Origin of the sequence: Gordonia paraffinivorans (genome assembly GCF_900683595.1) — a bacterium.
GTDB lineage: Bacteria > Actinomycetota > Actinomycetes > Mycobacteriales > Mycobacteriaceae > Gordonia > Gordonia paraffinivorans.
This window is the reverse complement of sequence record NZ_CAACYD010000001.1, coordinates 39,647-53,878: the sequence shown is the minus strand read 5'-3', so window position 1 is coordinate 53,878 and position 14,232 is coordinate 39,647. Positions and strand designations below refer to the sequence as shown.

The window sequence follows — 14,232 nt, the reverse complement described above, 5'->3', positions numbered from 1 at the left end:
GGTGTGGATTCGGCTGTGGGTGTGGTGATGTCGCGGTCGTTGGAGTTGTTGGTGGCGGTGCATGCGGTGGTGGTTGTGGGTGGTCGGTATGTGCCGGTGGAGCCGGATGTGCCGGTGGAGCGGGTGGGGTTTGTGTTGTCGACTGCTGGGTGTGGGGTGGTGTTGAGGCGGTCGGGTGATGTGGGTGTGGTGGTTCCGGAGGGTTTGGGTGTGGTGTGTGTTGAGGTGGATTGTGGTGTGGGGTCGGGTGTTTCGGGTGATTTGGCGGGTGTGGTGGAGCGTGTGGGTGAGTTGTCGCCGTTGGTGGGTGCGTACACGTTGTTCACGTCTGGGTCGACGGGTCGGCCGAAGGGTGTGACGGTGTCGCATGGGGCGGTGGTGAATCGGTTGGCGTGGATGCAGTCGTTGTTCGGGTTGTCGGTTGATGATGTGGTGTTGTGGAAGACGCCGGTGTCGTTTGATGTGTCGGTGTGGGAGTTGTTCTGGCCGTTGATGGTTGGGGCGTCTGTGGTGGTGGCGGAGCCGGGTGGTCATCGGGATCCGTGGTATGTGGCGTCGGTGGTGGAGCGGTTCGGGGTGTCGGTGTGTCATTTCGTGCCGTCGATGTTGTCGGTGTTTGTGGATGCGCTCGGTGGTTCTGTTGATGGTGGTGTGGGTGTGTCGGGGTTCGGGTCGTTGCGTCAGGTGTTTTGTTCGGGTGAGGCGTTGGGTGTGGGTGCGGTGCGGGGGTTGCAGGGGTTGGTGCCGGGTGTGCGGGTGGTGAATTTGTATGGGCCGACTGAGGCTGCGGTGGATGTGACGTCGTATGTGTGTTCGGGTGGTGAGGTGGTGGTGCCGATTGGTCGTCCGGTGCCGAATGTGTCTGTGTGGGTGTTGGATTCGCGGTTGCGGCCGGTGCCGGTCGGGGTGGTGGGTGAGTTGTATCTGGGTGGTGTTCAGGTGGCTCGGGGGTATGAGTCGCGGGCGGGGTTGACTGCGGAGCGGTTTGTGGCGGATCCGTTCGGGGTGGCGGGGTCGCGGTTGTATCGGACGGGTGATCTGGTGCGGTGGAGTGGTGTGGGGGAGTTGGAGTATGTGGGTCGTGTTGATTTCCAGGTGAAGTTGCGTGGGCAGCGGATCGAGTTGGGCGAGATCGAAAACGTCCTCGCAGACGCGCCCGGCGTGATCTCTGCCGCGGTGCTGGTCCGCGACGAACGACTCGTCGCCTATGTGTCCGGTCCCGTCGGCACGACGGGGGCCGACATCCGCGAGCATGCCGCCCGGCACCTCGCGCCCTACATGGTTCCCGACACCGTCGTCGTGCTCGACGAGATGCCGCTGGGGACCTCGGGGAAGATCGATCGCAAGGCGCTTCCCGCGCCCGACCTCACCCCGCGCGCGATCGTCCCGCCGGCCTCGGACACGGAACGACAGATCGCCGACATCGTCGCGGAGGTCCTCGAGCGCCCGGCCGGCCAGATCTCGGTGACCGACGGATTCTTCGAGATCGGTGGCCATTCGCTCTCGGCCACGCGGGTGGCGGCGCGGGTCTCCCACGCCTGCGGCGTGCCGTTCGGCGTCCGGGAACTCTTCGACGGTCCCTCGGTGCGCGCCATGGCCCGGTGGGTCGACGAACGACGCGACGAGACGACCACCGGGCGGGAGCACGATGCGGCACATGTCCGCGACCTGGGGTCCATCCCGCGGCCCGCGCGTCCTCCGCTGTCGCCCGCGCAGGAGCGGATGTGGTTCATCAACCAGTTCGATCCGTCGTCGCCGGCCTACAACATCCCCTTCGCCCTGCGGCTGTCCGGGCGCGTCGACGTCGTCGCGCTCCGCACGGCCCTGGCCGACGTCATCGTCCGCCACGAGGTGCTCCGCACCCGGTACCCGCAGGATCTCGAGGGGCGCCCCTGGCAGGACGTCCTCGACGTCGAGGAGCTCGGCGTCGGACAGTGGTGGTACGACGCCGACGTCGAGAACCTCCCGAACACCGCCTTCGACGTGACCCGGGACCTGCCGATCCGCGCCGGAGTCGTCACGCTCGGATCGACCGGAGACCACCTGCTCGTCGTCGTGCTGCACCACATCGCCGCCGACGGGGAGTCGTTGCGGCCGCTCGTCGCCGATCTGCTCACGGCCTACCGTGCGCGCGTGGCCGGAACCGAACCGACCTGGGAACCGCCGGTCGTGCAGTATGCGGACGTCGCCCTCTGGCAGCGTCACACCCTCGGCCGTCTCGACGACCCGGATTCCGAACTCGGCCGCCAGGCCGCGTGGTGGAAGGATCAGCTGGCCGATCTGCCCGACGTCCTCGAACTCCCGACCGACCGTCCCCGGCCGGCGGTCGCCTCTCACCGGGGCCGGGTCGTGGACATCGAGGTACCCGACGACCTCGCGTCGGTGATCGAGGACTACGCACACCGACGCGGCGTCACGCTCTTCATGGTCCTGCATGCGGCCGTCGCGGTCGTCCTGTCGCGCCTGGCCTCGACCACCGACATCGCAGTCGCCACCCCCGTCGCGGGCCGCGGCCGCGCCGAACTCGACGACCTCGTCGGCATGTTCGTCAACACCGTGGTCCTGCGCACCCGGGTCGATCCGAACACGACCTTCGGCGAGGTGATCGGCCAGGTCCGCACGACCGATCTCGATGCCTTCGCCGCCTCGGACGTGCCGTTCGAGTACCTGGTCGATGCCCTCGCACCCACGCGCAGCGAGGCCTTCGCCCCGCTCGCGCAGGTCATGTTCACCCTCGAACAGTCCCCGGTCGGGGAGATCTCCGTCCCGGGTCTCACGGCCACCCCCGTCGACACGGGCAGCCCCGCGGCGCGATTCGACCTGATGATCGGCATGACCACCGACCGCGACGACGACGGCCGTCTCGCCGGTCTCGCCGGTCGCATCGTCTACGCCACCGATCTCTTCGACGAGCGGACGGTTCGCGAACTGGGGGCGCGCATCGTCGACGTCCTGACCGCAGGCGTCGCCGACGACCGGGTGGTCGTCGGCGACATCGACCTCGCCGACGCCGCCGAACGTGGGGTTGTCGAGTCGTGGTCGGGTGGTCCGGTTGTGGGGTTTGGGTGGGGTGGTTGTTCGTTGGGGTCGTTGGTTGCTGGGTGTGTGGGTGTGTCGGGGTCGTCGGTGGCGGTGTGGTGTGGGGATCGTGCGGTGTCGTATGGGGAGTTCGGTGGGTTGGTTGCGGGGGTTGCGGAGCGGTTGTTGGGTGTGGGTGTGGGTGTGGATTCGGCTGTGGGTGTGGTGATGTCGCGGTCGTTGGAGTTGTTGGTGGCGGTGCATGCGGTGGTGGTTGTGGGTGGTCGGTATGTGCCGGTGGAGCCGGATGTGCCGGTGGAGCGGGTGGGGTTTGTGTTGTCGACTGCTGGGTGTGGGGTGGTGTTGAGGCGGTCGGGTGATGTGGGTGTGGTGGTTCCGGAGGGTTTGGGTGTGGTGTGTGTTGAGGTGGATTGTGGTGTGGGGTCGGGTGTTTCGGGTGATTTGGCGGGTGTGGTGGAGCGTGTGGGTGAGTTGTCGCCGTTGGTGGGTGCGTACACGTTGTTCACGTCTGGGTCGACGGGTCGGCCGAAGGGTGTGACGGTGTCGCATGGGGCGGTGGTGAATCGGTTGGCGTGGATGCAGTCGTTGTTCGGGTTGTCGGTTGATGATGTGGTGTTGTGGAAGACGCCGGTGTCGTTTGATGTGTCGGTGTGGGAGTTGTTCTGGCCGTTGATGGTTGGGGCGTCTGTGGTGGTGGCGGAGCCGGGTGGTCATCGGGATCCGTGGTATGTGGCGTCGGTGGTGGAGCGGTTCGGGGTGTCGGTGTGTCATTTCGTGCCGTCGATGTTGTCGGTGTTTGTGGATGCGCTCGGTGGTTCTGTTGATGGTGGTGTGGGTGTGTCGGGGTTCGGGTCGTTGCGTCAGGTGTTTTGTTCGGGTGAGGCGTTGGGTGTGGGTGCGGTGCGGGGGTTGCAGGGGTTGGTGCCGGGTGTGCGGGTGGTGAATTTGTATGGGCCGACTGAGGCTGCGGTGGATGTGACGTCGTATGTGTGTTCGGGTGGTGAGGTGGTGGTGCCGATTGGTCGTCCGGTGCCGAATGTGTCTGTGTGGGTGTTGGATTCGCGGTTGCGGCCGGTGCCGGTCGGGGTGGTGGGTGAGTTGTATCTGGGTGGTGTTCAGGTGGCTCGGGGGTATGAGTCGCGGGCGGGGTTGACTGCGGAGCGGTTTGTGGCGGATCCGTTCGGGGTGGCGGGGTCGCGGTTGTATCGGACGGGTGATCTGGTGCGGTGGAGTGGTGTGGGGGAGTTGGAGTATGTGGGTCGTGTTGATTTCCAGGTGAAGTTGCGTGGGCAGCGGATCGAGTTGGGCGAGATCGAAAACGTCCTGGCCACCACTCCGGGGGTCGCCGAGGTCGTCGCCTCGGTCATGTCGCTGCCGTCGGGCGACCAGCTCGTCGCCCACCTCACCGGAACCGGCCTCGATCTCGACTCCGTCCGCGCGGTCGCCGAGGAGCGGCTGCCCGCCTACATGCGGCCCACGTCCTGGGTGGTGCTCGAGGAGATGCCGCGCAACACCTCCGGAAAGATCGACCGCAAGGCGCTGCCGCTGCCCGACTTCGCCGGTGACGAGCACGTCGAACCGGCGAACCCGCTCGAGGTCGCGATCGCCGAGATCTTCGCCGACGTCCTGGGCCTCGACGAGGTCTCGGTCACCACGAGCTTCTTCGACGCCGGCGGCAACTCGCTGGCCGCCACCCGGCTCACGGCGCGCATCGGCCGGATGCTCGACGCCGCGGTGACAGTGCGTGACGTCTTCGACGAACCGACGGTCCGCGGACTGGCCGGACGCTTCGCCGGCGCCGCCCGGATGTCCACGGTGCCGGCGGCCGCGACACCGAGACCGCGGCCGGAGACGCTGCCGTTGTCCAGCGCCCAGCGTCGGATGTGGTTCCTCAACCAGTACGAGCCCGATGTGGCGTCCTACATCATCCCGTTCGCGTTCCGGATCGGCGGGGGCGTCCGCGCCGACGACATCCGGGCCGCGATCGGCGACGTCGTCGCCCGCCATGAGATCCTGCGCACCACCTACCCGGTCGGTGCCGACGGACGCCCGCACCAGGTGATCGCCGTGGACGCCGACTTCGACTGGGCCGTCGTCGATTCCGAGGAACGGGCGCGCGAACTCGTCACGATGCCCTACGACCTCACCCGCGACCGTCCGATTCGGGCGCGCCTGTACGACGATCCCGCCGCTGGCTCCTTGCTGGTGCTGGCGATCCACCACATCGCCGCCGACGGCGCCTCGGGGCCGGTGCTCGCCCGCGACCTCCTGACCGCCTACGAGGCCCGCCGCGCCGGACGACGCCCCGACTGGATTCCACTGTCCCGTCAGTACGCCGACCATGTGCTGAGCCTGGTCGAGGACCCGGCCGTCGCGTCGCAGCGCCGCCGTTGGTGGGTGGAACGACTCGCCGGCGCGCCGACCCTCTTGGAGATCCCGACCACGTACCCGCGTCCGGGCACGCGCGATTCCCGAGGAGCGACGGTCGAGTTCACCATTCCGGGCCGGACCGCCCGGGCGGCGGCCGAACTGGCACGCACCGCGGGCGTCAGCACGTTCATGGTCCTGCACGCCGCACTCGCCGCGCTGCTGGGACGGCTGTCCGGCGGCCGCGACGTGGTGATCGGCACCGCGACCGAGGGGCGAGACGGCGGCACCGACGACCTCATCGGCATGTTCGTCAACACCGTCGCGCTGCGGACCGGGGTCGAACCGTCTGCGCCGTTCCGGGATCTGCTCGCCGTCGTGCGGGACACCGATCTCGACGCCCTCGCCCACGCAGACGTGCCCTTCGACGAAGTGGTCGACGCGCTCGGCATCGCTCGCACCGGATCGCACGCGCCGCTGGTGCAGGTGCTGCTGACCACCGACGCCGCCGGAGGCGCCGGTATCGCCGCGGAACTGCCACAGGATCTCGACATCGTGCCGATCGCGATCAGCGACGAGACGGCGAAGTTCGATCTGACGGTCGCGATCCGGACCGACGGGAGCGAAGGAGCACCCTGGCGGGGCACGCTGGGCTACGCTCGCGATCTCTTCGACCACGCCGACGCCCGCCGCCTCGCCGACCGCTACGTCGGACTCCTGGCCTCCGCGGTCGCCGACATCGACACCGCAGTCGGCGAGCTCGACCTCCTCGTCGACGGCGAGGAGACGTCTCCGTTGGTGTCCGGGGAACCCGATCCGGACCCGGTGGTGCTCGGCGACCTCTTTGCCCACGCGGCTGCGACCCGGCCGGATCACGTCGCGGTCGTCGACTCCGGACGGAGCTGGACCTACGCCGAACTGGACCGTGCGAGCACACATCTCGCCGCCGAGCTAGTCGAGCGCGGGGTCGGCCCCGACGACGTCGTCGTCTGTGCGTTCACCCGCTCGGCGGTCGCGCAACTGGCGTTGTGGGCCGTGGCCAGGTCCGGTGCGGTGTATTGCCCGATCGACCCGCGGCACCCCGCCGATCGCATCGCCCGGATCATCGAGGCGAGCGGCGCGGCGGTCGGGCTCACCGACGGCTCGGCGGATGCCTTCGACGACAGCGGCTCCCGAGGCGCCGGCCTCACCTGGCTGCGAGTGGACGACGGCCGTGCCGCCGACCTCCGGGCCCGCGCCGACCTGCCGCGACCGGAACCCCGCACCGCGGTGCGCCCCGACAACGGGGCCTACATGATCTTCACCTCCGGTTCCACGGGCCTGCCCAAGGGCGTGCTGGTGACCCATCGCGGACTGACGGGTGTCGCGACGGTGCTCCGCAGCCGGCACGGTTCGGGGCCGGACGCGCGCTGGCTGGGGATCAGCTCGCCGGCCTTCGACGCCGCGATGCTCGAGGCGTTGGGCGCCTACGGCAGCGCTGCGACCCTCGTCGTGGTGCCGCCGGAGATCTACGGCGGACGCGAGCTGGCCGACTTCATCACCGAGCAGCGCACCACACACGCGTTCCTGGTCACCTCGGTCGCGGCGTCACTGCCCGATCCCTCGACGTTGCCCATGACCGATGTGCTCGTCGGCGGGGAGGCGGTGCCGGACGCGGAGAAGGACCGGTGGGCCGGCCACACCGGGTTCCACAACGGATACGGCCCCACCGAGACGACGATCATCAGCGTCACCTCCCCGGCGATCGGCCCGGCCGAGCCGGTACGGCTGGGACGCCCGGTCCCCGGCGTCACCGCCCATGTTCTCGACGAGCGTCTGCATCCGGTTCCGCCGGGCGTCGTCGGCGAGCTCTATCTCTCCGGCGGCGCCCTGGCCCGCGGCTATCACGGCCGAGCGGCCCTGACCGCCGAGCGCTTCGTGCCGTCGGTCTTCGGGCCCCCGGGAAGCCGGATGTACCGAACCGGCGACCTGGTCCGGCGGTCCCGCACCGGCGATCTGACGTACCTCGGCCGCAGCGACTTCCAGGTCAAGCTGCGCGGGCAGCGCCTCGAGCTCGGTGAGATCGAGGCGACGCTGAGAGCACATCCGGCGGTTCGGAACGCGGTCGTGATCGGCGTCGGGGATCCGGTCACCGACCTCGCCGGATACGTCGAGCCCATCGGGCCGGATCGCGATCTCGGGATCGACGAGTTGCGGGATCATCTCGCCGGTCATCTGCCGCCGTACATGGTCCCGGCCGCGCTGCGCATCATGGACGAACTCCCGCGCAATCCGGTCGGCAAGATCGACCGGGCAGCTTTGCCACCGATCGACCTCGACGCCGGTACGGAGGCGTTCGTGCCCCCTGTCGGCCACACCGAGCGCGTCCTCGCCGCCGTGGTCGCCGACCTGCTCGACCTCGAGAAGGTGTCGGCCACCGAGGATTTCTTCGCCATCGGCGGGAACTCGCTGTCCGCGACGCGGTTGTCCGCCCGCGCCGGCGACGAGTTCGGCGTGCGGGTCGGCGTCCGAGACGTCTTCGAGAACCCCACCGTCCGCGGCCTCGCCCGGCACATCGACACCGTCCACAACTCCGAGGCACCTCTCGTGCCAATGACGGCGGTCCCAGACCGGCCGGCCCGTATCCCGCTGTCGTATGCGCAGCAACGCGTCTGGTTCCTCAACCGGTTCGAACCCGAGTCCGCTGCGTACACGATCCCCCTCGCGGTCAGGCTCGTCGGGGACCTCGACCGGGACGCGCTGTTCGAGGCCTTCTGTGATGTCGTGGCCCGTCACGAGGTGCTGCGCACGGTGTTCCCGGATGACGCAGGCGAGCCGTACCAACGCATTCTTCCGGCAGATGCGGCGCGCGAGGCGCTGCGCTGGGATGATCTGACGGTCACCTCGGCGACCGACGTGCCCGCCGAGGGTGGCCTCGGTGAACTGGTGGGCACGACCGGATTCGATCTCACCGCGGAGATCCCGCTCCGTGTCCGCCTCATCTCCGGGCCGGGCTACCACGTGCTGATCGTCTTGATCCATCACATCGCCGCGGACGGCGAATCGATGCGCCCCCTGATGTCGGACCTCTGGAGTGCCTACCTGGCCCGATCCAGCGGGCGCGTGCCCGAGTTCTCCGAACTGCCGGTGCAGTTCGCCGATCACGCCCTGTGGCAGCGTCGGACACTGGGCGACGTCGAGGCCCCGGATTCGGTTCTGGGCCGGCAGGTGCACTACTGGGTGAACCGGTTGTCGGGCCTCCCCGACGTGCTGGCTTTGCCGACAGACCGCCCGCGGCCCGCGGTGGCCTCGCAACACGCTGCTCAGGTGCGGGGAGAGATACCGGTCGAGCTGACCCGGCGTCTCGCTGACGTCTGCCGCGAGCACGGCCTCACCGAGTTCATGCTCTTGCATGCGGCGCTCGCGTTGCTGCTCGCCCGGTTGTCGGCGACCCGCGACATCGCGATCAGCACGCCGGTGGCCGGCCGCGGACAAGCGCACCTCGACGACCTGGTGGGCATGTTCGTCAACACCCTCGTGTTGCGCAGCGAGGTCGATCCGACGTTGCCGGTCGGCGAGTTCCTCGATCGCACCCGTATCGACGACATCAACGCCCTCGCCCGTCCGGACGTGCCGTTCGATTACCTGGTCGAACGGCTCTCTCCTGTGCGCTCCGAGGCGTTCGCCCCGCTGTGCCAGGTCATGCTTTCGGTCTTCCACGGATCGACCGACGAGAACGTCGGTTGGCCGCAGTCGCTCGCCGGTCTCCGGATCGAGCCCGTGTCGGTGTCGACTGAAACCACCGAGCTCGACATGACCGTCGTGGCCACCGTCGACGAGGGCCGGGCATGGCCGATCGTGATCGTCTACGCCACCGACCTGTTCGACGAGTCCACCGTCCGCACGACCCTCGCCCGCCTGATACGCGTCCTCGAGCAACTCGCCGAACCTGCCGAACGCGAGGTCGGGGCGATCGACCTCGCCGACGCCGCCGAGCGGGCCCGAATCGCCACCATGGCCACCGGACCGGAACTCGACCTGCCGTGGTCGTCGATCACCGAGACCGTCTACGTTCAGGCCCGCACGAAACCGAACGCAGTCGCGCTCGTCGCGGGGGACCGGACCCTGTCCTACGCCGAATTCGCCGACCGCGTGTCGCAGCTCGCGCGTCGCCTGGCCGATGCCGGCGTCGGTCCGGAAACGGCTGTGGGCGTGTGTATTCCGCGGTCGGTCGATCTGGTCCTCGCCGTCCACGCCGTGGTCGCCGCCGGCGGGGGTTACGTCAGCATCGACCCGTCCACCCCGCCCGAGCGGCTGCGGGCCATGATCGACACCGCGGCGATCTCGGTGATCCTCACCGCCGACCCGCAGCCGGCGGTGCTCGACGGCGTCGCGCCCGCCGTGCTGACCGTCGACGCGACCGAGCCGGGCGCGGCCGACGCCGACCTGTGGTTCCGGCCCGTCCACCCGGACACCGGGCTGTACACCCTGTTCACCTCCGGATCGACCGGAACGCCCAAGGGCGTCACCGTGAGTCGTCGGGCGGTGCTCAACCGGCTGGCGTGGCTGCAGGACCGGGAACTGCTGTCTGCGGATGCAGTGGTGATGCTGAAGACCCCGGTGACGTTCGACGTGTCGGTGCCCGAGTTGTTCGCGCCGCTGCTCGTCGGCGCGCGACTGGTCATCGCCGAGGACGGGCGTCACGGCGACCCGTCATACATCCTCGACGAGATCGCCCGGCAGAAGGTCACCTCGGTCCACTTCGTGCCGTCGATGATGGCATCTTTCGTCGAGTACGTCGGCGACGATCCTCGGCGGCGAGAAGCACTCGCGTCGCTCCGGCGAGTGCATTCATCCGGCGAGGCCCTGCCCGCCGCGACCGCGCATGCGATGGCCGCACTCGCGGAAAACGCTGCCCTGGACAACCTCTACGGGCCCACCGAGGCCGCGGTCGATGTCACCGCGCACCTGCTCCACCCCGACGACGAGACGGTGCCGATCGGCGCGCCGGTCGCCAACACGCTCACGCTGGTCCTCGACGATCGGTTGCGACCGGTCCCGGTCGGGGTGGTCGGCGAACTCTACATCGGTGGGCCGCAGCTGGCCCGGGGCTATGCGTCGCGGCCGGATCTGACGGCCGAGCGGTTCGTCGCCGACCCGACCGGTAACGGCGCGCGTCTGTACCGCACCGGTGATCTGGTGCGGTGGAACGCAGCCGGCGAACTCGACTACCTCGGGCGTGCGGACTTTCAGGTGAAACTGCGCGGCCAGCGGATCGAACTCGGTGAGATCGAGTCGATCTTGACCGGAATCGACGGCATCACCCACGCCGCCGTAGCGGTCCACGGCGGCGCATCGACCGGTGTGCTCGTCGGCTATCTCGCGGGAGACGTCGACCTCGACGCCGTACGGGCCCGGGTCGCGGCGACCCTGCCGCAGTACATGCGGCCCACGCAGTGGGTGGTGCTCGACGATGTCCCGCTGACGGCGACGGGCAAGCTGGATCGTCGGGCGTTGCCGGCACCCGAGATCGCGGCAGGCGAGATCGTGCGCCCCGCCGACGGGATCGAGCGGGCCGTGGCCGGGATCTTCGCCGAGGTCCTCGGCGTCGACGAGGTCTCGGTGACCGTGCCGTTCTTCGAGCTCGGCGGTCACTCGCTCCTCGCCATGCGCGTCGTCGCCGCGATCGCCGACCGGCTCGGCGTCGACATCGACATCCGCGATCTGTTCCGCACCCCGAGCGTGCGTGAACTCGCCGCCACGCTCACGAGGCGACGGCTCGGCGCCCAGCCGCTGCGTGCCCGGCGCCGTCCGTCGCGGATCCCGCTGTCGTATGCGCAGCAACGCATCTGGTTCATCAACCAGTTCGACGTCACCTCGCCCGTCTACAACATGCCCGCCGCCTTCGACGTCCTCGGCGACCTCGACACGAGTGCGCTGCGCGCGGCCCTCGTCGACGTGATGAGTCGGCACGAGCCGCTGCGCACCGTGTACCCGCTGGGTGACGACGGGCTACCCGAACAGTCCGTCCTCGATGCCGACGATGCCGCGGAGCAGTTGGCCTGGCAGGAGACCGACGACATCGGAACCGCGATGATGCTGTGCGGCAGGGGCTTCGACGTCGCACGTGAGCTGCCGGTCCGGGTTGCGGTCGCCCCGATCGAGGGCGGGCATCGCGTCGTCGTGGTGATCCACCACATCGCCGGCGACGCGGCGTCCCTGGAGATCCTCACCGAGGAGCTCCTCGCCGGGTATCACCGCCATGCGACCGCGTCGGGGTCGGCCGGGGAGACCGGGGGCGCAGGAGCGGCGGAGAGCGCGGAACCGCTGGAGATCGGCTACATCGATCACACGCTCTGGTCGCGCGAGGTCCTGGGCGACATCGAGGACGAGTCGTCGCCGATGGCATCGCAGTTCGAGTACTGGTCGCAGACCCTTCGCGGGATCCCCGCGGCGATCGACCTGCCCGTCGACCGGCCGCGGCCTCCCGTGACCGACCATCGCGGCGGGCGGCTGACGATCGACTTCGGGGCGGAGCGCAGCGACGCCGTGTTCGCCACGGCGCGTGCCCACGGGATGACCGCGTTCATGGTCTGTCACGCCGCATTCGCGGCGACCCTCGCCCGCCTCACCCGAGTCGGCGACGTGAACATCGGCGCCGCGGTCTCCGGGCGCGGACAGGCGGCGACCCGGCGCATGATCGGCATGTTCGTCAACACCGTCGTGCTGCGGACCCCTGTGCGCGACGACGACACCGTCGGCGACCTGCTCGATCGGGTGCGCGCCATCGACCTCGAGGCCTTCGCCCACGCGGACATCCCGTTCGAGATGTTGGTCGAACACCTCGCGCCGGTGCGTTCGACGGCGCACCCGCCGCTGGTCCAGGTCATGATGAACTACCTGTCGGCAGGGGATTCGGCAGCGGCTCCCGTCGGCGACGAGGACTCGGCCTGGGATCTCGACGGGCTGCGGATCGTGCCCGTCGACGCGGGCGCGCCACCCGCGAAGGTCGATCTGAGTCTCGGCCTCGCCGAGCGGCACACCGCCGACGGGCTGTCCATCGTCGGCGAGATCGACTACGCGGCAGCGCTGTTCGACATCGAGACGGTCGAGACGATCGGGCAGGCCTTCTTCGTGATGCTCGACGCGATCACCGCCGGGTCGGACCCGACGGTCGGTGACGTCGAACTCGTGCCGAGCGCAGTGGCACAACGCCTGCGGTCTGCGACCGAAGCGATCGTCGTCGACGAGTGGGGACGGGTCCTGCCGCCGCGCGTGCCCGGCGAGCTGCGCTCGGCCGGTCGAGGTGTCTCCGGCGAGCGTCTGCTCGCCCGGTGGATCGACGGCGCCTCCGCTCCCCGGATCGAGATCCTCGGTCGCCTCGACCGGCAGACCAGGATCGGCGGCCTGCGGGTGGACCTGGACCGAGTCGAGTCCGTGCTGGCCGAACTCGACGTCGTCCAGTCCTGCGCCGTGGTCGCGGTCCCGGGGAATGATGGCGACGAGATCCACGCGTGGGTGGTCGTGGCCGCTCCCGACAGGACCGACGACGGCAACCGCGCGGCGACACTGCGTCGGGAGCTCGTCGAGCTCCTCGCACCGCACGAGATTCCGACCACCCTCACCATCGTCGGCGAACTGCCCGTGGATTCTGCCGGCCGGCCGGACCACGCCTGGATCGCCCGCAGGATCGCCGACACCTCGCCTGCACGGCTGCCGGGGGCGCCGGCCGCGCCCGACGGGCCGTGGGAGGAGATGGTCGCCGAGTGCATGTCGGAGGTCACCGGCAAGCCCTTCACCGATTCCACCCAGGGCTTCTTCGACCTCGGCGGCACCTCGCTGTCTGCCGTCCGGCTCGTCGCGGAGCTGCGACGACGCACCGGCATCCCGGTCGAGGTCGCGTGGGTCTTCGCCGGGCCGACCCCACGGGACCTCGGCGCCCGGCTCGCGGCGCACCACGACCCCGGCGTCGAGGAGCCGGCGCCGACGGGCGTCGTCGTGCCGCTTCGCGCCGAGGGGGCGCGGCCCCCGGTGTTCTGCGTCCATCCGGCGGACGGCCTCGCCTGGCTGTTCGGCGCGTTCACCCCGTATCTCGACGACCGGCCGGTCTACGGACTCCAGGACCCGTACGTGGTCGCCGGCGAGCTGCCGGATGCGACGATCCGCGACCTCGCGGTGCGCTACGTCGACGAGATCCGGCGCGTCGTGCCCGACGGTCCGTATCACCTGCTCGGCTGGTCGATCGGCGGACTGATCGCGCAGGAGATGGCCGTCGCGCTGCGCGAGCACGGCGCCGAGGTCGGATTCCTCGGACTGCTGGACAGTTACCCGGCCGACGAGGCGGGAGCCGACGAGCATCTCGCCGACGGGGTTGCCGCCGAGGGTTTGCCCGACGGATTCGATGCCCGGCGAGCGGCCGCCGGCCTTCTCGGCGGATGGCGGCAGGTCATCGACGTCGACGAACTCGTGGACCCGACCGATCCGCAGTCCGAGTCGCCGGAGGCCCTCGCCGCCGCGATCCGGGATCGGGTCATCGGCCTCGGACTGCTCGACGCGGACTCCTTCGACCGGATGTTGCAGCGGCTGGGCAGCTCCGCGGATCGGATCATCGCCCACCGGCCGCGTCACCACGCCGGCGACATGACGCTCGTCGTCGCGACCGGCGAACACGACGACCAGGTCGCGGAGTCGATCGCGGCTCGCTGGGAACCCTTCGTGGGAGGCGAGATCACGCGCGTCGACCTCGACACCGACCACCTCGGCATCGTCGGCAGCGAGGCGCTCGACCTGATCGGTCCGCGGATCGATGCGGCACTCCGTGAGGCGGACGGTCCTCGCGAACGCTGA

At 69.6% G+C, this 14,232-nt stretch carries 1 protein-coding gene (running past one end of the window); it reads left to right on the top strand.

Annotated features, from left to right (window positions below):
• Positions 1–14,232, top strand: the 3' portion of a protein-coding gene (locus E1P53_RS00150) for a non-ribosomal peptide synthase/polyketide synthase (RefSeq protein ID WP_165484376.1). 11,724 nt of this gene lie to the left of the window's left edge; only the last 14,232 of its 25,956 coding nucleotides appear in the window; its start codon lies beyond the left edge, outside the window; its stop codon occupies positions 14,230–14,232.